At 61.2% G+C, this 19,882-nt stretch carries 19 protein-coding genes; 14 read left to right on the forward strand and 5 right to left on the reverse strand.

What is annotated here, in order from left to right:
* Positions 1–55: 55 nt before the first annotated feature.
* From ribBA to ACOYXI_RS07310, 5 genes are all read left to right on the forward strand, one after another.
* A complete protein-coding gene (ribBA, locus tag ACOYXI_RS07290; protein WP_086790931.1) occupies positions 56–1,165 on the forward strand; it encodes a bifunctional 3,4-dihydroxy-2-butanone-4-phosphate synthase/GTP cyclohydrolase II in 1,110 nt (369 codons plus the stop codon).
* Between the two features lie 375 nt (positions 1,166–1,540).
* Positions 1,541–2,566: an ABC transporter substrate-binding protein gene (locus ACOYXI_RS07295; protein ID WP_102356547.1), complete on the forward strand. Its 1,026-nt coding sequence runs from the start codon at positions 1,541–1,543 to the stop codon at positions 2,564–2,566.
* On the forward strand, positions 2,563–3,477 hold the full coding sequence (locus tag ACOYXI_RS07300) for an ABC transporter permease (RefSeq protein ID WP_461675554.1): 915 nt from the start codon (positions 2,563–2,565) through the stop codon (positions 3,475–3,477). Before ACOYXI_RS07295 ends, ACOYXI_RS07300 begins: the two co-directional genes overlap by 4 nt.
* A 6-nt stretch (positions 3,478–3,483) precedes the next feature.
* Entirely contained in the window at positions 3,484–4,293 is an 810-nt protein-coding gene (locus ACOYXI_RS07305; RefSeq protein ID WP_461674625.1) for an ABC transporter permease, read from the forward strand.
* A gap of 17 nt (positions 4,294–4,310) precedes the next feature.
* Positions 4,311–5,465 carry an ABC transporter ATP-binding protein gene (locus ACOYXI_RS07310; protein ID WP_461674626.1) on the forward strand — a complete coding sequence of 385 codons (1,155 nt, stop codon included), beginning with the start codon at positions 4,311–4,313 and terminating at the stop codon, positions 5,463–5,465.
* A gap of 201 nt (positions 5,466–5,666) precedes the next feature.
* On the opposite strand, the gene map is transcribed toward ACOYXI_RS07310, so the two are convergent.
* Both map and ACOYXI_RS07320 read right to left on the reverse strand, forming a co-directional pair.
* The gene (gene map / locus ACOYXI_RS07315; RefSeq protein ID WP_247841925.1) at positions 5,667–6,458 is read right to left on the reverse strand and encodes a type I methionyl aminopeptidase; all 792 of its coding nucleotides are present in this window, start codon (positions 6,456–6,458) and stop codon (positions 5,667–5,669) included.
* Entirely contained in the window at positions 6,455–6,682 is a 228-nt protein-coding gene (locus ACOYXI_RS07320) for a ParD-like family protein (protein WP_025111624.1), read from the reverse strand. Before ACOYXI_RS07320 ends, map begins: the two co-directional genes overlap by 4 nt.
* Before the next feature lie 297 nt (positions 6,683–6,979).
* Here ACOYXI_RS07320 and ACOYXI_RS07325 point away from each other — a divergent pair, with 297 nt between their 5' ends.
* Positions 6,980–7,915 (forward strand): Ppx/GppA phosphatase family protein, encoded by a 936-nt coding sequence (locus ACOYXI_RS07325; protein WP_461674627.1) that lies wholly within the window; start codon positions 6,980–6,982, stop codon positions 7,913–7,915.
* A gap of 123 nt (positions 7,916–8,038) precedes the next feature.
* Here ACOYXI_RS07325 and metE read toward each other — a convergent pair whose 3' ends face one another.
* Positions 8,039–10,327: a 5-methyltetrahydropteroyltriglutamate--homocysteine S-methyltransferase gene (gene metE, locus ACOYXI_RS07330; protein WP_461675555.1), complete on the reverse strand. Its 2,289-nt coding sequence runs from the start codon at positions 10,325–10,327 to the stop codon at positions 8,039–8,041.
* Positions 10,328–10,719: 392 nt separating this feature from the next.
* Between metE and ACOYXI_RS07335 the strand changes: the two genes are divergently transcribed.
* The 5 genes from ACOYXI_RS07335 (at position 10,720) to yecR (ending at position 15,207) form a co-directional block, all read left to right on the forward strand.
* Positions 10,720–12,096: a pyridoxal-phosphate dependent enzyme gene (locus ACOYXI_RS07335; protein WP_461674628.1), complete on the forward strand. Its 1,377-nt coding sequence runs from the start codon at positions 10,720–10,722 to the stop codon at positions 12,094–12,096.
* Positions 12,093–13,265 (forward strand): cystathionine gamma-synthase, encoded by a 1,173-nt coding sequence (locus ACOYXI_RS07340; RefSeq protein ID WP_210558790.1) that lies wholly within the window; start codon positions 12,093–12,095, stop codon positions 13,263–13,265. Before ACOYXI_RS07335 ends, ACOYXI_RS07340 begins: the two co-directional genes overlap by 4 nt.
* Positions 13,266–13,796: 531 nt before the next feature.
* Positions 13,797–14,366, forward strand: coding sequence for a phage infection protein (locus tag ACOYXI_RS07345; protein WP_461674629.1), 570 nt, complete (start codon positions 13,797–13,799; stop codon positions 14,364–14,366).
* A gap of 184 nt (positions 14,367–14,550) precedes the next feature.
* Positions 14,551–14,865 (forward strand): hypothetical protein, encoded by a 315-nt coding sequence (locus ACOYXI_RS07350; protein ID WP_134786611.1) that lies wholly within the window; start codon positions 14,551–14,553, stop codon positions 14,863–14,865.
* 33 nt (positions 14,866–14,898) lie between these two features.
* On the forward strand, positions 14,899–15,207 hold the full coding sequence (yecR, locus tag ACOYXI_RS07355) for a YecR family lipoprotein (protein ID WP_027613060.1): 309 nt from the start codon (positions 14,899–14,901) through the stop codon (positions 15,205–15,207).
* Between the two features lies 1 nt (position 15,208).
* Here the strand turns inward: yecR and ACOYXI_RS07360 are convergent, their stop codons facing one another.
* Entirely contained in the window at positions 15,209–16,834 is a 1,626-nt protein-coding gene (locus ACOYXI_RS07360) for an ATP-binding response regulator (protein ID WP_247841929.1), read from the reverse strand.
* Between the two features lie 113 nt (positions 16,835–16,947).
* Here ACOYXI_RS07360 and ACOYXI_RS07365 point away from each other — a divergent pair, with 113 nt between their 5' ends.
* Complete coding sequence (locus tag ACOYXI_RS07365; protein ID WP_134786614.1) at positions 16,948–17,562, forward strand: LuxR C-terminal-related transcriptional regulator; 615 nt, start codon at positions 16,948–16,950, stop codon at positions 17,560–17,562.
* A 54-nt stretch (positions 17,563–17,616) separates the two neighbouring features.
* Positions 17,617–17,811, forward strand: a complete 195-nt coding sequence (locus ACOYXI_RS07370; RefSeq protein WP_027613057.1) for a PLD nuclease N-terminal domain-containing protein — start codon at positions 17,617–17,619, stop codon at positions 17,809–17,811.
* 98 nt (positions 17,812–17,909) lie between these two features.
* On the opposite strand, the gene ACOYXI_RS07375 is transcribed toward ACOYXI_RS07370, so the two are convergent.
* Positions 17,910–18,908, reverse strand: a complete 999-nt coding sequence (locus ACOYXI_RS07375; RefSeq protein WP_064587897.1) for a bile acid:sodium symporter family protein — start codon at positions 18,906–18,908, stop codon at positions 17,910–17,912.
* Between the two features lie 85 nt (positions 18,909–18,993).
* Here ACOYXI_RS07375 and ACOYXI_RS07380 point away from each other — a divergent pair, with 85 nt between their 5' ends.
* Positions 18,994–19,782, forward strand: coding sequence for an AraC family transcriptional regulator (locus ACOYXI_RS07380; RefSeq protein ID WP_098964295.1), 789 nt, complete (start codon positions 18,994–18,996; stop codon positions 19,780–19,782).
* The last annotated feature ends 100 nt before the right edge of the window (positions 19,783–19,882 follow it).

Consider the following 19,882-nt stretch of genomic DNA (forward strand, 5'->3'; position numbering starts at 1 on the left):
TTGATTTTGTATTATGGTATACCAATATATTTCCAGCAAACCCTGAGAGTCCAGCATGGCCTTCAACAGCATCGAAGAAATCCTCGAAGATTATCGCCTCGGCAAAATGGTCCTGCTGGTCGATGACGAAGATCGGGAAAACGAAGGCGACCTGCTGCTGGCCGCCGACTGCTGCACACCCGAGGCGATCAGCTTCATGGCGCGTGAGGCGCGCGGGCTGATTTGCCTGACACTGACCGACGAGCACTGCCAGCGCCTGGGCCTTGAGCAGATGGTGCCGAGCAATGGCAGCGTGTTCAGCACCGCGTTTACCGTGTCGATCGAAGCGGCGGTCGGGGTCACCACTGGCATTTCTGCAGCTGACCGTGCCCGCACGGTCGCGGCCGCAGTGGCGAAAGACGCCCGTGCTGAAGACCTGGTGCAACCCGGGCACATCTTCCCGCTGCGCGCCAAGGAAGGCGGCGTGCTGACCCGCGCCGGCCACACCGAAGCCGGCTGCGACCTTGCCCGCCTCGCCGGTTTCACCCCGGCCTCGGTGATCGTCGAGGTGATGAACGACGACGGCACCATGGCCCGGCGTCCGGATCTGGAAGTGTTCGCCCGTAAGCACGGAATCAAGATCGGCACCATCGCTGACCTGATTCATTATCGCCTGAGCACCGAGCACACCATCGAACGCATCGGCGAACGCGAACTGCCGACGGTGCATGGCACTTTTCGTCTGATCACTTTCGAAGACCGCATCGAGGGTGGCGTGCACATGGCGATGGTCATGGGCGATCTGCGCCGCGAAGAGCCGACGTTAGTACGCGTGCATGTGATCGATCCGCTGCGTGATCTGGTCGGCGCCGAGTACAGCGGGCCGAGCAACTGGACGTTGTGGGCGGCGTTGCAACGGGTCGCGGCGGAAGGTCATGGGGTTGTGGTGGTGTTGGCCAATCATGAATCGTCGCAGGCGCTGCTCGAGCGCGTGCCGCAACTGACCCAGCCGCCACGGCAGTTCAGTCGCTCGCAATCGCGGATTTATTCGGAGGTGGGCACCGGGGCGCAGATTCTGCAGAACCTGGGGGTGGGCAAGCTGCGGCATCTTGGGCCGCCGCTGAAGTATGCGGGGTTGACCGGGTATGACCTGGAAGTGGTCGAGAGCATCCCCTTCAGCGAATAACACTGCCCTCACCCCAGCCCTCTCCCGGAGGTAGAGGGAGCCGACCGAGTTGTTCTACCGCTATACATCGACCTGAAACTGCGAGTCGAACTCAAGTTTTAAACAGCATGGAAATCGGCTCCCTTTCCCCTCTCCCTTTGGGAGAGGGCTGGGGTGAGGGGCTGGTTCTAAAGTGCGCCCTATGACTCGTGCCGAGCACAGGCAAAAAACCAGAATCAACAGATAACCGGTAAGGCAAAGTGCTTGCACAAAGTTTGGAATACCATAATATGATATTCCATAGACCGGACGACCTGAAAAACCGTCCGGCTACTGCTCCCGACAGGCGGGCAACAACGCAAGCCCGCTCAAAAACACAACAATGAGGGCGTAAAAATGGTGTTGAACAAAGCTGCAACCGCAATCTTTTTTGCGGGACTGCTGAGCGTGACCGGCCAGGCTGCAATGGCCGCCGAAAGCGTGAACTTCGTCAGTTGGGGCGGTAGCACCCAGGATGCGCAGAAACAGGCCTGGGCCGATCCGTTCAGCAAGGCCAGTGGCATCACCGTGGTGCAGGACGGCCCGACCGACTACGGCAAACTCAAGGCCATGGTCGAGAGCGGCAACGTGCAATGGGACGTGGTCGATGTCGAAGCCGATTTCGCCCTGCGCGCCGCCGCTGAAGGCCTGCTCGAACCCCTCGATTTCAAAGTCATCCAGCGCGACAAGATCGACCCGCGTTTCGTCAGCGATTACGGTGTCGGCTCGTTCTTCTTCTCCTTCGTCCTCGGCTACAACGAGGGCAAGCTCGGCGCGGCCAAGCCGCAAGACTGGACCGCGCTGTTCGACACCAAGACCTACCCCGGCAAACGCGCCCTGTACAAATGGCCGAGCCCCGGCGTGCTCGAACTGGCGCTGCTGGCCGACGGCGTGCCGGCCGACAAGCTCTACCCGCTGGACCTTGATCGCGCCTTCAAAAAACTCGACACCATCAAGAAAGACATCGTCTGGTGGGGCGGCGGCGCGCAGTCGCAGCAACTGCTGGCCTCCGGCGAAGCGAGCATGGGTCAGTTCTGGAACGGCCGCATTCACGCTCTGCAGGAAGACGGCGCGCCGGTGGGTGTGAGCTGGAAACAGAACCTGGTCATGGCCGACATTCTGGTGATTCCAAAGGGTTCGAAAAACAAGGACGCGGCGATGAAGTTTCTGGCCAACGCCAGCAGTGCCAAAGGCCAGGCCGACTTCTCCAACCTGACCGCCTACGCCCCGGTCAACGTCGACAGTGTGGCGCGCCTGGACTCGGTGCTGGCCCCGAACCTGCCGACGGCCTATGCCAAGGATCAGATCACTCTTGATTTCGCGTACTGGGCCAAGAACGGTCAAGCCATCGCGACACGGTGGAACGAATGGCTGGTCAAATGAAAATGGCGGCCACTGCGCCCCGTCCTGCAACGGTGACCGGGAGCGCCACCGGCGTTGCCGGCTCGACCCCCTCCCTCAGACAACGCTGGAAAGGTGCCGGCAATCTCGCCCCGGCACTATTGTTCCTCGGTTTATTCTTCCTGGCGCCGTTGATTGGCCTGCTGTTGCGCGGCGTGCTCGAACCGACCCCGGGCCTTGGCAACTATGAACAACTGTTCGCCAACTCGGCGTATGCACGGGTGCTGCTCAACACCTTTTCCGTGGCCGGACTGGTAACGATTTTCAGCCTGTTGCTGGGCTTTCCGCTGGCCTGGGCGATCACCCTGGTGCCGCGCGGCTGGGGCCGCTGGATTCTCAACATCGTGTTGCTGTCGATGTGGACCAGCCTGCTCGCCCGCACCTATTCGTGGCTGGTGTTGCTGCAAGCCTCGGGCGTGATCAACAAGGCGCTGATGGCGCTGGGGATCATCGATCAGCCGCTGGAAATGGTGCACAACCTGACCGGCGTGGTGATCGGCATGAGCTACATCATGATCCCGTTCATCGTCCTGCCGTTGCAGGCGACCATGCAGGCCATCGACCCGATGATCCTGCAGGCCGGCTCGATCTGTGGCGCGAGTCCCTGGACCAATTTCTTCCGGGTGTTCCTGCCGCTGTGCCGGCCGGGTCTGGCATCCGGCGGGTTGATGGTGTTCGTGATGTCGCTCGGTTACTACGTCACCCCGGCGCTGCTCGGCGGGGCGCAGAACATGATGCTGCCGGAGTTCATCATTCAGCAGGTGCAATCGTTCCTCAACTGGGGCCTGGCCAGTGCCGGCGCCGCGTTGCTGATCGCGATCACCCTGGTGCTGTTCTACTTCTACCTGAAGCTTCAGCCGGAATCCCCGGTTGGCGCCAGCAACGCGAGGTAAGCCGAGATGCTCCTGACTCCCAATGCCATGAGCCGGCGGATGCGTTTCGGCTTGTATGCAACCACCGGACTGATCGGTTTGTTCCTGCTGCTGCCGATCGTGTTCATTGTCCTGCTGTCGTTCGGCTCGTCGCAGTGGCTGGTGTTCCCGCCGCCGGGCTGGACGCTGAAATGGTACGGCCAGTTCTTCTCCAACGCCGACTGGATGAACGCTGCGGCGGCCAGCCTCAAGGTTGCCGTGCTGACCACGATTTGCGCCGTGGCCCTCGGTCTGCCAACCGCGTTTGCTCTGGTGCGCGGGCGCTTCCCCGGTCGGGAAATGCTCTACGGCCTGTTCACCCTGCCGATGATCGTGCCGCTGGTGATCATCGCGGTGGCGGTGTACGCGCTGTTTCTCAAGCTCGGTTACACCGGGACCCTGTTTGCCTTCGTGGTCAGCCATGTGATCGTCGCGCTGCCGTTCACCATCATCTCGATCATCAACTCGCTGAAGCTGTTCGATCAGTCGATTGAAGACGCGGCGGTGATCTGCGGCGCCTCACGCCTGCAAGCGGTGTTCAAGGTGACGTTCCCGGCGATCCGTCCGGGCATGGTCGCCGGCGCCCTCTTCGCCTTTCTGGTTTCGTGGGCCGAAGTGGTGCTCAGCGTGATGATGGCCAGCCCGACCCTGCAAACCCTTCCCGTAAAAATGTGGACCACTTTGCGCCAGGACCTGACCCCGGTGATCGCCGTCGCTTCGACGCTGCTGATCGGCCTGTCGGTATTGGTCATGGTGATCGCCGCCGCGCTGCGCCGGCGCAACGAAATCAGCGCCTGAGCGCCCAGGAGTACGACATGAGTGCCGTGATCAAAGACGCATCCCAGCAGAACGACAAACCCCTGGTCAGCCTGCGCAATCTGAACAAGCACTACGGCGACTTTGCCGCCGTCGACAACATCTCGCTGGACATCAAGGACGGCGAGTTCCTGACCTTCCTCGGTTCCAGCGGCTCGGGCAAAAGCACCACGCTGTCGATGCTCGCCGGGTTCGAAACCCCGAGCAGCGGCGAGATCCTGGTCAACGGTCAGTCGCTGGTCAACGTGCCGCCGCACAAACGCGACATCGGCATGGTGTTCCAGCGCTATTCGCTGTTCCCGCATCTGTCGGTGCGCGACAACATCGCTTTCCCGCTGGCGATCCGCAAACTCGCCGCCGCCGAACGTGACAAGCGTGTCGATGCGATGTTGAAACTGGTGCAGCTCGAACAATTCGCCCATCGCCGCCCTTCGCAGTTGTCTGGCGGACAACAGCAACGCGTCGCCATCGCCCGGGCGCTGGTCTACGAGCCACGCATTCTGCTGATGGACGAACCGCTCGGTGCGCTGGACAAAAAACTGCGTGAAGACTTGCAGGATGAACTGCGCCAGCTGCATCGGCGCCTGGGCATCACCATCGTCTACGTGACCCACGATCAGGAAGAAGCCATGCGTCTGTCGCAGCGCATCGCGATTTTCAGTCACGGCAAGATTGTTGGTTTGGGCAGCGGTTATGACCTGTATCAGAATCCGCCGAATGCGTTTGTCGCGTCGTTCCTCGGCAACTCGAACTTCCTCAAGCTCAAGGCCCAGGGCAATGCGGCGGCGAGTTTCGAGGGGCAGTCGTTGTCGATTCGCCTGACTGCCGGCTTGCACACCGAGCAGGATGTGCTGCTGATGGTGCGGCCAGAAAAAGCTGTGGCGCTGAGCGTGCAACAGGCGAGCGAGGAGCCGTTGGCCGCTGGTTGGAATGAAGTGTCGGCCAAGGTCGTGGAGGTGCTGTTTCTTGGTGAAAGCCAGACCTGCAGCGTGGTGACGTCGGGTGGTACTTCGATGACGGTTAAAGCGCTGTCGGCGGCGGGCATGCCGCTCAAGGCTGGCGATCCGGTGCGAGTGCGCTGGGCCACGGCGGATGCCTGCGTCTACACCGAATGGGCTGAAAGCGACCTCAACAAAGCGGCCGGTTCTCACTGATAGTGTGTCGTCTGTGGGATTCCCCCCCTCACCCCAGCCCTCTCCCCCAAGGGGGCGAAGGGGAAAGGGAGCCGATCACCATGATGGTCAAGACCTGAGTTCGACCCGATATTTCAGGTCGGCGTAACTCGTCCAGACAATCCAGTCAGTCCCCTCTCCCTCCGGGAGAGGGCTAGGGTGAGGGAAGCTGTCAGCACGGTCTCAGGGAATAGCGCGGTAGCCTTCAATCTGATCCGGCCACGCCGTGAGAATTTCGAAACCGGTTTCGGTCACCGCGACCATATGCTCCCACTGCGCCGACAGCGAGCCATCCTTGGTCAGCACCGTCCAGCCGTCCGGCATGTTCTTCACATGACGCTTGCCGGCATTGAGCATCGGCTCGACGGTGAAGATCATCCCCGCCTTGAGCTTCATGCCCTGATTGGGAAAACCGTAATGCAGGATCTGCGGTTCATCGTGATACACCTTGCCAATGCCATGCCCGCAATACTCGCGCACCACGCTGAAACCTTCGCTCTCCGCCAGGCTCTGGATCGCATGACCGATGTCGCCCAGTGTCGCGCCCGGACGCACCATGCGGATGCCCGCGCACATCGCGTCGTAGGTGGTCTTGATCAGGTGTTGTGCTTCAGGCGTCGCCTCGCCGACCACGTACATGCGGCTGGTGTCGCCGAACCAGCCATCCTTGATTACCGCGATGTCGAGGTTGACGATGTCGCCATCCTTCAGCGGCGTGCCCGACGGGATGCCGTGGCACACCACATCGTTGACCGAGGCGCAGACGGTTTTCGGGAAGCCGTGATAACCGACGTTGGCCGGAATGGCTTTCTGCACGTTGACGATGTAATCGTTGCACAACCGATCCAGCTCATCGGTAGTCACCCCGGCTTTCACATGCGGTACCAGCATCGCCAGCACTTCGGCGGCGAGTTTGCCCGCCGCACGCGACTTCGCGATTTCCGCAGGGGTATTGATCTTGATCTGATTTCTCATGCGCTGACGGCTTCCTGAGTCAGTTGATGCAGATCCAGCCCACCGTTCTGTTCGGCGCGGATCAGCAAGCGGCAAATGGCGCTGTGGTCGAGGTTGGGGTGCAGCTCGGCGAGCATGCCGATGCGCATCCAGTGCTCGGCCTGCGCGTTGATCGAGCGGCTGAGCGCGGTGCTGGAGATGCGCAGGTTCTCGTGCATGTCTTCTGAAATCTTTACGATGCCCATATCCGAATCCGATACGAAGTGTATATGGATCGTATACTAGCCAAGGGACGCCCACGATTGCAAACCTTGCGCACGGCTTGCCAAATCGCGGGCAAAAAAAAGCTGCCCAAAGAGGCAGCAAAAACTTTAAGAACACGCGATGTATTGGGGTCAGGATAGACGCCGGATAATGACAGTGTCATGACAGCCAACAATTCACTGAACCGCCCCTGCCCCGTCATCAGGATGTCATCAAGCGCACCGCAGAATCCTCGCAAACCGTCTTGAGCCTTCGACGGATGTTTCGCAGGGATTCCCATGAAAGAAGACGCCTCGCTGTTTGCCGCCATCGACCTGGGTTCGAATGCGTTTCGGATGATGATCGGCCAGTCGGTGCGCAGTCGTAAGGGTTTCATGATTCAGGAAGTCAAAACCCTGCGTGAACCGGTGCGGCTGGCCGAGGGCTTCGACGGCGGTGCGCTGGACGAAATGGCGCTGGATCGTGGCTGGCAGGCGCTGGCGCGGTTCGGCAAGAAACTGCGCGGATTCGAGGCCGGCAAAGTGCGGGCAGTGGCAACCAGTGCGGTACGCGAGGCCGACAATGCGCAGTTGTTTCTGCACAGTGCCGAACGCCATCTGGGGTTTCGTATCGACGTCATTTCGGGCCATGAAGAGGCGCAACTGGTGTATGCCGGCGTCGCCCACTCCCTGCCGGATGCAGAAGACATGCGCCTGGTGGTCGATATCGGTGGAGGTTCTACCGAGCTGATTCTCGGCCAGGGGTCGCAACCGCTGCTCACCGAAAGCATCGCCATCGGCAGCGGCACCCTCGGTGCACGCTATTTCCCTGACGGACGGATTGCGCCCGGTGCGCTGCAGGAAGCCGAGCGCGTGGCGATCCTGCAATTCGAAAAAGTCGCCCGCCGCTATCGCGCACAGGGCTGGCAGCAGACCATTGGCTCGTCGGGCACGGCGCGGATGCTGGCGAAGGTGCTCAAGGCTAATCGCTTGAATGATTTCGGTCAGGATGGCATCACCTATGGTGGGTTGTTGCGTTTGTCGCTGTTGCTGCTGAAAGTGAAAAACGTTCAGCAATTGAAGCTGGCAGGCTTGCAACCGCATCGCCAGAGCATCCTCCCGGGAGGGCTGGTGCTGATGCTGGCGGCGTTCAAGGTGTTTGGCATTTCGCAGATGGTGCCGTCGGAACCGGGGCTGCGCCTCGGTGTGTTGCACGGTTTGATGAGCCGTCACTGACCAATCACTGAACCCAGTGTGGGAGCGGGCTTGCTCGCGAAGGCGGAGTGTCAGTCGAAAATTATTTAGCTGACACTCCGCTTTCGCGAGCAAGCCCGCTCCCACAGAGGCGGAGTTAGCGCTTTATGCCAGTTCTTTGCGCAACTGGCGGGCGGCGGCAACCATGTGCACCAGCGCCGCTTCTGTCTCCGGCCAGCCACGGGTTTTCAGACCGCAATCCGGGTTGACCCACAACCGCTCGGCCGGAACTCGCTGAGCCGCCTTGCGCAGAAGATTGGCCATTTCCGAAGCATCCGGCACCCGCGGCGAATGGATGTCGTAGACGCCCGGCCCGATCTCGTTCGGGTAGTCGAATGCTTCAAAGGCATTGAGCAGTTCCATGTCCGAACGCGAGGTTTCGATGGTGATCACGTCGGCGTCCATGGCGGCGATGGACTCGATCACATCATTGAACTCGCTGTAGCACATGTGCGTGTGGATCTGCGTTTCGTCGCGTACACCGGAGGCACACAGGCGGAACGCTTCGGTTGCCCAGTCCAGATAGTGCTGCCATTGCGCGCGGCGCAGCGGCAGGCCTTCGCGGAATGCGGCTTCGTCGATCTGCACGATTTTGATCCCGGCGGCTTCCAGGTCCACCACTTCGTCACGGATCGCCAGCGCCAGTTGCCGCGCCTGCACTTCACGGGACACGTCTTCGCGCGGGAACGACCACATCAGCATGGTCACAGGTCCCGTCAGCATGCCTTTCATGACCTTGCCGGTCAGGCCCTGGGCGTAGCGAATCCACTCCACGGTCATGGCGTGCGGGCGGCTCAAGTCACCGAAGATCACCGCCGGTTTCACGCAACGCGAACCATAGCTCTGTACCCAGCCAAAACGGGTGAATACGTAGCCGTCGAGTTGCTCGGCGAAGTACTCGACCATGTCGTTGCGTTCGGCTTCACCGTGCACCAGCACGTCGAGGCCCAACTGCTCCTGAATTTGCACGGCGTGACGGATCTCGCTGTACATGGCTTCGGTGTATTCGGCTTCGCTGAGCTTGCCCTGCTTGAACGACTGACGCGCCAGACGGATCGACGCGGTCTGCGGGAACGAACCGATAGTGGTGGTCGGGAACAGCGGCAGATCGAGGCCGGCGCGCTGCTTGGCGATGCGCTGGGTAAACGGCGATTGGCGCTGGCTGTCCTGCGCGGTAATGGCCGCGACACGGGCCTGCACTGCCGGTTTGTGGATACGTGGCGAGGCGGCACGGCTGGTCTGTACCGAGCGACTTTGGGCCAAGGCGCGCAGCACTTTCGGCGCTTCCGGCTCGCTGACCGCCTGCGCCAGCACGGCGACTTCCTCGCACTTCTGCACGGCAAACGCCAGCCAGCTTTTCAGCTCGGCATCGAGCTGGTCTTCGCGGTTCAGATCCACTGGGCTGTGCAGCAACGAGCACGATGGCGCGACCCACAGGCGATCACCCAGGCGCTCATGTGCATGCTGCAAAGTCGCCAGCGCATGTTCCAGATCGCAGCGCCAGACGTTGCGGCCGTTGACCACACCCAGCGACAGCACTTTGTAGGCCGGCAGGCGATCAAGGATGGTCGGGTACTGTTCCGCTGCACGTACCAGGTCGATGTGCAAACCGTCGACCGGCAGATTGGCGGCCAGACCGAGGTTCTCTTCCAGACCACCGAAGTAAGTGGCGAGCAGTTTCTTCAGCGGATCACGCTGGATCTGGTTATAGGCTCGCTCGAAAGCGTTTTTCCACTCCTGGGGCAAGTCGAGCACCAGAATCGGCTCGTCTATCTGCACCCATTCCACACCAAGGGCGGCGAGACGCGCAAAGATCTGTCCGTACAGCGGCAGCAGGCGATCAAGCAATTCCAGCTTGTCGAACTCGGCACCTTTGGCCTTGCCCAGCCACAGATAAGTCAGTGGGCCAATGATCACCGGTTTGACGTTATGGCCCAGTGCGCGGGCCTCTTCGACTTCTTCGAACAACTGTTCCCAACCGAGCTGGAACTGTTGATCGACGCTGAATTCCGGGACCAGATAGTGGTAGTTGGTGTCGAACCACTTGGTCATTTCCTGGGCGTGCGCACCGCCGCAGCAGCTGTCGCTGACGCCACGGGCCATGCCGAACAGGGTCTGCAGCGTGGCTTTGCCGTCGTGCGGTCGGAAGCGCTCGGGAATCACGCCGAACATCAGCGAGTGGGTCAGCACCTGGTCGTACCAGGCGAAATCGCCTACCGGCAGCAGCTCGATGCCGGCGTTTTTCTGCAGGTCCCAGTGGGCCTTGCGTAATTCACGACCCACTTCACGCAGGCCGGCCTCGTTCAGTTCTCCTTTCCAGAACGCCTCTTGCGCTTTTTTCAGTTCGCGGTCGCGACCGATGCGCGGAAATCCGAGGGAATGGGCCAGTGCCATGACAAACAACTCCAATGTCTTGTTGATGGCGGCCATTGTCAGGATCAGCCTCTAGTGAGACAAACTCATTTTAATCTTGATGATCACAAGTTTCCCTCATGATCAGTTGTCGGCCGTATGCCCGCTGAAAACACGATTCGCCCTGCAGGATATTCCTACGCAGATCAAGCTTTGAGGGACGCTTGCGACGCCCTTTCAATACTCGATGGCGCCTTGATGTAAACCCTCTGAAACCGGGCCCTTGCAGGCTGCGATTCTGTTCTATGGTTAGATCGAAATGGCTGGCGCAGCGGCTGACTAAAGGTTGCGACAGATCATGTCTGCGCCTATGTTGCACGCGAGCTTTTCCCCGCGAATGGAACGCGATCAACACCACTACAAGAGGTGAAGAAATGTCAAAGGATTCACGCCCTGCCGTACTTGGGCTGATCGGCAATACGCCGCTGGTACAAGTTACCCGCTTCGATACCGGCCTCTGCACACTGTTTCTCAAACTGGAATCACAAAACCCCGGCGGCTCGATCAAGGACCGCGTCGGTCTGGCGATGATTGATGCCGCGGAACGCGACGGCCGCCTGCAACCGGGTGGCACCATCGTCGAGGCCACCGCCGGCAACACCGGTCTGGGTCTGGCGCTGGTCGGCCGGGCCAAAGGCTACCGAGTGGTGCTGGTAGTCCCGGACAAGATGTCCACCGAGAAAGTCCTGCACTTGAAAGCCATGGGTGCCGAAGTGCACATCACCCGCTCGGACGTCGGCAAGGGCCACCCCGAGTATTACCAGGACGTGGCCGCACGCCTGGCGAAAGACATTCCCGGCGCGTTCTTCGCTGACCAGTTCAACAACCCCGCCAACCCGCTGGCCCACGAGTGCAGCACCGCGCCGGAGATCTGGGCGCAGACCGAACATGATCTGGACGCGATCGTGGTCGGCGTCGGTTCCGCCGGCACCCTAACCGGGCTGAGCCGCTTCTTCAAACGGGTACAACCGGATCTGGAAATGGTCCTCGCCGACCCGGTGGGTTCGGTGATGGCTCAGTACAGCCGCGACGGCACGATGCCGACGCCCGGTTCGTGGGCGGTAGAAGGCATCGGAGAGGATTTCATTCCATCGATCACCGACCTCAGCAGCGTGCGCCACGCCTACTCGATCAGCGATGAAGAAAGCTTCGACCACGCGCGCCAGTTGCTGCGCGCCGAAGGCATTCTCGGTGGCTCGTCGACCGGCACCTTGCTCGCCGCCGCGCTACGTTATTGCCGCGAACAGACCGAGCCGAAACGCGTGGTCAGCTTCGTCTGCGACACCGGCACGCGTTATCTGTCGAAGGTCTACAACGACCAGTGGATGACCGATCAGGGCCTGTTGCAGCGCAAACGCTATGGCGACCTGCGCGATCTGATCGCCCGCCGTTTCGAAGATGGCCGCGTGATCAGCGTCGGCCCCGACGACACCCTGCTGACCGCGTTTCAGCGCATGCGCCTGGCGGATGTCTCGCAGCTGCCGGTGCTGGTTGAAGGCAAACAACTGGTCGGGGTGATCGACGAATCCGACATCCTGCTGGCAGTGCACGAAGACGCCGCGCGCTTCAGTCAATCGGTGTCCAGCGTGATGACCGACAAACTGCAAACCCTCGCCCCCGGTGCCAACCTCGCCGAGCTGGAAGCGGTGCTCAGTCGCGGCCTCGTCGCGATCATCGCCGATGCTTCGGGCTTCCACGGCCTGATTACCCGCACCGACATGCTCAACCAATTACGGAGATCCCTCGCATGAGTCAGCACGACGATAAATCCCAAGGCTTCGCGACCCGGGTGATCCATGCCGGGCAAACGCCTGACCCGACCACCGGCGCGCTGATGCCGCCGATCTACGCCAACTCGACGTACCTGCAAGACAGCCCCGGCGTGCACAAAGGCTTCGACTACGGCCGCTCGCACAACCCGACGCGTTTTGCCCTGGAGCGTTGCGTGGCGGATCTGGAAGGTGGCACCCGCGCCTTTGCTTTCGCTTCCGGGCTGGCGACGATTTCCACTGTCCTCGAACTGATCGATGCCGGTTCGCACGTGATCTCCGGCAATGACCTGTACGGCGGCACATTCCGTCTGTTTGACAAGGTGCGCCAGCGCAGCGCCGGGCATCGCTTCAGCTATGTCGATCTGACTGACCTGGCGGCGTTCGAAGCGGCGCTGCAGGACGACACCCGCCTGGTGATTGTCGAGTCGCCGACCAACCCGCTGCTGAGCCTGTCGGATCTGGCCGCGATTGCGCGCATCTGCCGCGCACGCGGGATCATCAGCGTTGCCGACAACACCTTCGCCAGCCCCTATATCCAGCGCCCGCTGGAGCTGGGTTTCGACATCGTGCTGCACTCGACCACCAAGTACCTGAACGGTCACTCCGACGTGATCGGTGGTATCGCGGTGGTTGGGCAGAATGTCGAACTCGCGGACAAACTCGGCTTCCTGCAAAACGCGGTTGGCGCGATTTCCGGCCCGTTCGACGCGTTCCTGACCCTGCGCGGGGTGAAGACCCTGGCGCTGCGCATGGAGCGTCATTGCAGCAACGCGCTGGAACTGGCCAAGTGGCTGGAGCAGCAGCCACAGGTCAAACGCGTCTACTACCCGGGCCTGCCGTCGCACCCGCAGCATGAGTTGGCCAAACGGCAGATGCATGGTTTTGGCGGGATGATCTCGGTGGATCTGAACAGTGATCTGGAGGGCGCACGGCGCTTTCTGGAAAACGTGAAGATCTTTGCCCTGGCCGAAAGCCTCGGCGGCGTCGAAAGCCTGATCGAGCATCCGGCGATCATGACCCACGCGACCATTCCCGCTGAAACCCGCGCCAAACTGGGCATCGGCGATGGCCTGGTGCGTCTGTCGGTGGGGGTCGAAGATCTCGAAGACCTGCGCGCCGATCTGGCGTACGCGCTGACCAAAATCTGACCCTGCAACAACGACAAAGCCCGCAGCAATGCGGGCTTTGGTGTTCGAGTAGGCGGCCAGTGCTGGTCTCTGGCTTACAAGGTTTATCGGGCCTCTCACAGTACAAAAGCAACCATGGAAAAAGAGCGGTGCTTTGCTGCCTCACACGGCATAAGGGCTGGATCTCAGCGCGGAGATCTTTCTAACCGTGTACCCTTCGGAACGCGCCCCACGTCCCCTTGCTATCCGCTTGCGCATCAGTCTGCGTCTTCGCCTACACCTTTGAGGCTAGCAAAAGCCATCGAGTCGCGGGTGGTGTTTTTAGACTGATTTCCTTCAAGCGCCCCTGTGCAAGGAAGTTAACCGACTATCGCTTGCATGTTGTTGCACCTGCGCCTGCATTTTGCCGATCTATACTTTTCAGTTCGCTAACGCGGTTTCATGCAAAAACGTCGACACCCGTGCGCCCATCGAGCGCGCCCGTGCCAATTGCCAACCTGGTCAACCCCGGGCCAACGAATGCTGTGTGGCTGATGGGTCGTGGAGAAAATCATGAAACACACGCTTTTGTCAGGCGCCATCCTTGCGGTCGCGGCGACCGTGATGCTGCCAACGGTTTGGGCTGCGCAGCCGCAGGCTGTGGCCTCTGATGGTTCGGATCATGTGGGGGCCGGTGCAGTGGCGTCCGATGGTTCCGATCACGTCGGCGCTGGTGCAGTCGCCTCGGACGGTTCGGATCATGTCGGCGCTGGCGCAGTCGCCTCGGACGGTTCCGATCATGTCGGGGCTGGTGCAGTCGCCTCGGACGGTTCCGATCATGTCGGCGCTGGAGCAGTCGCCTCGGACGGTTCGGATCATGTCGGGGCTGGTGCAGTCGCCTCGGACGGTTCTGATCATGTCGGGGCTGGTGCAGTCGCCTCGGATGGTTCCGATCACGTCGGGGCTGGCACAGTCGCCTCTGATGGCTCCGATCACGTCGGCGCAGGCGCACTGGCTTCCGACGGCACCGACAAGGTCGGCGCCAATCGCTATGCCTACTCACGCGTCGGCGTCGGTTCTGATCGCGTCGCTTCGGCGCTGATGACCGGCAGCTATTCCGACCAGTTCAACTCTCCTCAGTAATCGGCGCGAGGCGACCCGTTGGGTCGCCTCTCCCTCCGCCGCACTAGCACATTTGTGCTAATCGACCGCCCCGCCCACCGGCGTTATATTCCCTCGCAACCCCCGATGCTCCCCAACATTGCCGCTGTGCAGTGCGCGGGATCGTCGTGCCTGGAAATCAGAACAACACCAAGGAAGAAACACCATGAAACTGCATTCCAACCTTCTCAAAGTGGCGATCGTCAGCGCCCTGCTGCTTGGTGCCAGCGGCTGCCAGACCGCCAAACCTACCGAAGCCAGCATGAAAGAACGCGCCCAGACGGTCATCGGCAAGCCGGTGTCGAAAATCGACAACATCCGCAGCGACAGCACCCTCACCTACTACACCGCGTACACCCCCGCCGGCGAGTACAACTGCGAGTTGCCCAGCGGCGCGATTATCGCGGTGGCGAGCATGGGCATCATGACCCCGCCGCTGTCGTGCCTGCCCAAAGGCGCCTCGCCGATTCCGTTCCAGTAAACCTTCATCCCCGGTAAAGGACTACGTTCCATCATGAAAATCCTGATCGCAACTCTCACTCTCACCGCCCTCGCTCTGACAGGCTGCGCCACGCCCAAACAATGGGAAGCCACCGGTGGCAGCAAGAACGACGGCGTGGTCCAGGTCTCCTACGAATTGGGTCAGTTCGAAAGCGGCCAGACCAACGCCGCGCAAGGCCTGACTGTGGCGATGGAGCGCTGCAAGACCTGGGGTTACAAGAACGCCGAGGTGACCGGTTCCGAGAAGAACATCTGCCGCACCATGGGCCAGTTCAACTGCCTGCAAACCACCATCACTCAGGACTACCTCTGCAAGCGTTGAGTCAAACCTGCTCGGCCGGCTCGGTTTGCCGGTCGCGCAGGCTGCGCAAGGTCGCGCGCAGCTCGGCCGGGCGTACCGGTTTGGACAGGATGGCAATTTGGCGGTCGTGCAAGGCCGCCTGTATTTTCTCGATGTCATGCCCGGTGATAATCATCGCTGGCACCGCAAAGCCACGCTGGCGCCGCACCTCGTCAATGCACTCGATGCCCGTGGAATGTGGACCCAGATCGTAATCGGCGACGATGATGTCGCAATCGGTGACCAGCCCCTGCCCGCTCAATTCGCCCTGCACCACGCAGCCCCAGCGCTCGAGCAGCGCCGAGGTCGCCAGCAAGACGTTGCGGTCATCCTCCACCAGACACACCTTCAGCCCGGTCAACAGGCCGGCCTGCCGCACATCGTCACGCATGACCGGCAACTGCGGCGCCACGGCCACCGGCAAGCCATAGAGGGAGACCGCCGTGCCGCGCCCAAGCTGCGAGCGCAAGGCCACATCGACGCCGATCAACTGCCCCAGACGCTTGACGATCGACAGTCCGAGGCCGACGCCTTCCACGTCCTTGTCGCGCACCTGACGCACTCGATAAAACTCCTCGAAGACCTTCGGCAGATGCTCCTCGGCAATGCCGCTGCCGCGGTCATAAATCACGATGGCCAGCCCGACACCGCGTTTGCGCACGCCGATCAGCACCGGGCGTTGCGCGCCGTACTTGAAGCAATTGGAAAGCACGTTCTGCACCATGGTCGCGAGCAACGCCGGATCGCTCTGTACCCAGTGCTGGCACGGACGCAGACGCAACTCCACGCCAGCCCAGCGCGCCGCCTCGGCGTTCTGGCGGATCAGATCGGCCAGCCACTCGCCGAGATTGAACACCTGCAGCCTCGGCAGAATGCGCCCGTTGTCGAGGGTGTAGAGGTCAAGAATCGAACGGAACAACTGCGAGACGTTGAGCAACGAACGGTCGATGTTGTCGACCAGTTGCCGCTCCTGCTCGCCCAGCCGCGACTCACGCAGGCACGCCGTGAACAGACCGATGGAGTGAATCGGTTGACGCAGATCGTGACTGGCCTGGGCGAGAAACCGGGATTTCTCCAGATTGGCCGCGACCGCCTCTTCGGAGGCCTTGCGCGTGCGCTCCAGCAGCAAGTGCGCGTAGAACGGAATCACGGTGCTGGTGAGCATCAACATCAGCACCATGTACGGCTGCGCCTGCCACACCGGCGTCAACCGATAGACCGCCAGCAACGCCAGCAGCGCCAACCCCGTGGCAATCGCCAGATAGCGCGAGCCATAGCGCATGCCGTTGCCCAGGTTGACCCAGATGATCACCGCGTACAGCGGCAACGCCGCTTCACCGCCGAGCACCAGGCCGAAACAGGTGCCGGTGTAATCGTGGATCATCGCGAATATTCGTCGCGCCGGGTAATGCCCCGGCCAGCGCGCGATGGCCTGGCGCAGGACAATCGACGCCAGCAGAAACAGCGTGATGTAGACCACCACCGGCAGATAGACATCGAAGCGCTGACCCGGCAATACACCGAGCACGCAGATGTAAACCATGGCAATGCTGGCGATGATGATCCGCAGATTGGCCTGATCCAGCTCGGTGTTTTTCTCGAACTTCATGGGCAACGTCCTTGTGCGACAGTCGTCAGATTCAGCAGCGGCCGGCAGGCAATCTGCGTACGCGGTGCTAAGGTGCATGCCGTAAACCACGCTGATCCAGGGAGGGTCACGTCATGACATGCCGCATCATCATAGCCGACGATCACCCGTTGTTTCGCGAAGCCATGCGGCGCACCGTGCAGCGCCTGTTGCCCGAGGCGACTATCGAGGAGGCCGGCGACCTCGACGCCGTGCTGGCCTTGCTGCCCGACGGCAGCGAGCCGGACACACTGATTCTCGACCTGCGCTTCCCCGGCCTGACCTGCATCAGCCAACTCGCCGAACTGCGCCGAAAACTGCCGCGCACCACGCTGATTGTGGTGTCGATGGTCGACGACGAGGCGTTGATCGGTGAGGTGATGGCGGCCGGCATCGACGGTTTCATCGGCAAGAACATTGTCCCGGATGAGATCGGCCAGGCGATTCTGGCGATCCGCGAAGGCGAAGTGCTGGTCAGGTTTGCGCCTTCCGGGCTGTTGCCGCTGGAGACCGGCACCGCCCTCACCCCGCGTCAGCAGGATGTATTGCGGCTGATCGCCCAAGGCAAGACCAACAAGGAGATCGCCCGAGAACTGGATATCTCGCCGTTCACCGTGCGCATCCACGTGTCGTCGCTGTTGCGAACGCTCAATGTGCCGTCGCGGGCGGCCGCTGCGGTGAAATATTCGGGAGGCAGCGGCACAATTTAAATGAACCCTGCGCGTTTGGACTCACCTAACTGAAAGACCATCAGGAGGTAGCCCATGCAAATTGAACCCGTCTGGATCGTACTCGCCGTCGTTCTTGTGATCGTTGAATTGTGGGCGATCAACCGCGTGCGCAAGAGCGCAGGCAAAGGCAGCAACAAAGGCGTGTGGATTATCGCCATCGTGTTCGTGCCGTTGTTTGGCCTGATTGCCTGGGCACTGGCCGGCCCGAAACACGTGACTCAGGATTGAGTAAAAGCCCCCTGTAGGAGCTGCCGCAGGCTGCGATCTTTTGACTTTCAAGATCAAAAGATCGCAGCCTGCGGCAGCTCCTACAGGGGAAGCAGTGTTTATGGATCTACCTGTGCCATCAACTCCGGCACCGATTCCGGCCGTTTGGCATAGCGCTGCGCCAACACCGCGCAGACCATCAATTGAATCTGATGGAACAGCATCAGCGGCAGAATCAACACACCAATCGTGCTGCCGGCAAACAACACCTGTGCCATCGGCACGCCGGTGGCCAGGCTCTTCTTCGAACCGCAGAACAGAATGGTGATGCGGTCTTCCTGGCTGAAACCGAACGCCTTGCCAAGCAAGGTCGACGCCAACAGCACCAGCGCCAGCAGAATGCAGCAGACCACCACCAGCCCCAGCAGATCGACGACCGGAATCTGATGCCAGATGCCCTCGTTGACCGCCTCGCTGAACGCGCCGTACACCACCAGCAAAATCGACCCCTGATCGACAAACTTCAGCCAGTTCTTGTTGCGCCCGACCCACGCGCCGATCCAGCGCCGAGCGATCTGCCCGGCAATAAACGGCAGCAGCAGTTGCACGCTGATCTTCAGGATCGCATCCAGGGTCGAGCCACCGTCGCCGTGCACGTTCAGCAGCAGCGTCACCAGCAATGGCGTGAGGAAGATCCCGAACAGGCTCGACGCTGCCGCGCTGCAGATCGCCGCCGGGATATTGCCTCGGGCTAGCGAGGTGAAGGCGATCGCCGACTGCACGGTGGCGGGCAACGCGCAGAGATACAGCATGCCCATGTACAGCTTGTCGCCGATCAGCGGTGACAGCAGCGGTTTCAACGCGAGCCCGAGCAGCGGGAACAGCACAAAGGTCAGACCGAACACCAACAGGTGCAGGCGCCAGTGGCCGGCACCGGCGATGATCGATTCACGCGACAGTTTCGCGCCGTGGAGGAAAAACAGCAGCGCGATGGCGATATTGGTCAGCCAGCCGAACCCCACCGCGACCTGCCCGCTGGCCGGCAGAAAACTGGCCAGCAGCACGACGCCGATCAGGGTCAGGGTGAAGTTGTCGGGCAGGAATCTTGGGCGAGTCATGGGTCTGTTCATCCGGGGGTTGCCAGTACGTGACTGCGACTCTAACGTGAGCAGGAATTACCGACTAACGCCGAAGAGCCAACAGATGCCGCCTAAAGGACATGAGAAAAGCTTCCGGCGCAGCATTCCCGGGTTGCCCAGCCTGCCCCGTGCGCTGTACGGACGCACCGAATCGCTGCCCAATCGCGCACTGACCCGGCGTCACAGCCACCCGTGGGTGCAATTGTCGTACGCGATTCAGGGCGTGCTTGAGGTGCAGACCGGCGCCGGGCGTTTCGTCGCGCCACCGGAGCGCGCGGTGTGGATTCCGGCGGGCGTGCCGCATCGCGTGTTCAGCTCGCCGCACACCGAAATGCGCAGCCTGTACATCGATTGCAGTGTGGCTGGCTGGGCGCTTGAACGTTGTCATGTGTTGGGCGTCAGCGATCTGCTGCGCGAGCTGATTCGTGCGTTCAGTCTGGTCCCGGTGGAATACGACGAGAGTGGCGCACATGGTCGGTTGGCCCAGGTGATCCTCGATCAACTGGCTGAGGCGCCGCAGATCGACCTGATGCTGCCACTGCCGCAGGACAGCCGTCTGCGGCAAATCTATCAAAGCCTGGAGCAACATCCGGAACAGCAGACCACACTGCAGCACTGGAGCGACAAATTCGGCGTCACCGAAAAAACCCTCAGCCGCCTGTTTTTACGCGACACCGGGCTGACCTTCCGCGCCTGGCGTCAGCGCTTGCGATTGCTCGGCGCACTGACCCCGCTGGAACGTGGCGAACGCGTCACCGACGTGGCGCTGGCCTGCGGTTATGACTCGACCTCGGCGTTCATCGCAGCTTTTCGCCAGCAGTTTGGTGAGACACCGGGGGAATTTTTTCGCTGACTTTTGTCGATATTTATCGAATTAGCACATGCCATTCGGCAAAGTTCAGGGTAGAGTTTCGCCCATCGGTAATTCTTCACACGTTTCGACGATAACCATA

The sequence above is a fragment of the Pseudomonas sp. G3-19 genome (assembly GCF_054855875.1).

What these genes read in the sequence shown, in the direction of transcription:
- ACOYXI_RS07305 (WP_461674625.1), top strand. Translation starts at nt 3,484, where the DNA reads ATGCTCCTGACTCCCAATGCCATGAGCCGGCGGATGCGTTTCGGCTTG.
- ACOYXI_RS07300 (WP_461675554.1), top strand. Translation starts at nt 2,563, where the DNA reads ATGAAAATGGCGGCCACTGCGCCCCGTCCTGCAACGGTGACCGGGAGC.
- ribBA (WP_086790931.1), top strand. Translation starts at nt 56, where the DNA reads ATGGCCTTCAACAGCATCGAAGAAATCCTCGAAGATTATCGCCTCGGC.
- ACOYXI_RS07310 (WP_461674626.1), top strand. Translation starts at nt 4,311, where the DNA reads ATGAGTGCCGTGATCAAAGACGCATCCCAGCAGAACGACAAACCCCTG.
- map (WP_247841925.1), bottom strand. Translation starts at nt 6,458, where the DNA reads ATGAGAAATCAGATCAAGATCAATACCCCTGCGGAAATCGCGAAGTCG.
- ACOYXI_RS07365 (WP_134786614.1), top strand. Translation starts at nt 16,948, where the DNA reads ATGACATGCCGCATCATCATAGCCGACGATCACCCGTTGTTTCGCGAA.
- ACOYXI_RS07380 (WP_098964295.1), top strand. Translation starts at nt 18,994, where the DNA reads ATGCCGCCTAAAGGACATGAGAAAAGCTTCCGGCGCAGCATTCCCGGG.
- ACOYXI_RS07340 (WP_210558790.1), top strand. Translation starts at nt 12,093, where the DNA reads ATGAGTCAGCACGACGATAAATCCCAAGGCTTCGCGACCCGGGTGATC.
- ACOYXI_RS07295 (WP_102356547.1), top strand. Translation starts at nt 1,541, where the DNA reads ATGGTGTTGAACAAAGCTGCAACCGCAATCTTTTTTGCGGGACTGCTG.
- ACOYXI_RS07370 (WP_027613057.1), top strand. Translation starts at nt 17,617, where the DNA reads ATGCAAATTGAACCCGTCTGGATCGTACTCGCCGTCGTTCTTGTGATC.
- ACOYXI_RS07350 (WP_134786611.1), top strand. Translation starts at nt 14,551, where the DNA reads ATGAAACTGCATTCCAACCTTCTCAAAGTGGCGATCGTCAGCGCCCTG.
- ACOYXI_RS07335 (WP_461674628.1), top strand. Translation starts at nt 10,720, where the DNA reads ATGTCAAAGGATTCACGCCCTGCCGTACTTGGGCTGATCGGCAATACG.
- ACOYXI_RS07345 (WP_461674629.1), top strand. Translation starts at nt 13,797, where the DNA reads ATGAAACACACGCTTTTGTCAGGCGCCATCCTTGCGGTCGCGGCGACC.
- yecR (WP_027613060.1), top strand. Translation starts at nt 14,899, where the DNA reads ATGAAAATCCTGATCGCAACTCTCACTCTCACCGCCCTCGCTCTGACA.
- ACOYXI_RS07325 (WP_461674627.1), top strand. Translation starts at nt 6,980, where the DNA reads ATGAAAGAAGACGCCTCGCTGTTTGCCGCCATCGACCTGGGTTCGAAT.
- metE (WP_461675555.1), bottom strand. Translation starts at nt 10,327, where the DNA reads ATGGCACTGGCCCATTCCCTCGGATTTCCGCGCATCGGTCGCGACCGC.
- ACOYXI_RS07360 (WP_247841929.1), bottom strand. Translation starts at nt 16,834, where the DNA reads ATGAAGTTCGAGAAAAACACCGAGCTGGATCAGGCCAATCTGCGGATC.
- ACOYXI_RS07375 (WP_064587897.1), bottom strand. Translation starts at nt 18,908, where the DNA reads ATGACTCGCCCAAGATTCCTGCCCGACAACTTCACCCTGACCCTGATC.
- ACOYXI_RS07320 (WP_025111624.1), bottom strand. Translation starts at nt 6,682, where the DNA reads ATGGGCATCGTAAAGATTTCAGAAGACATGCACGAGAACCTGCGCATC.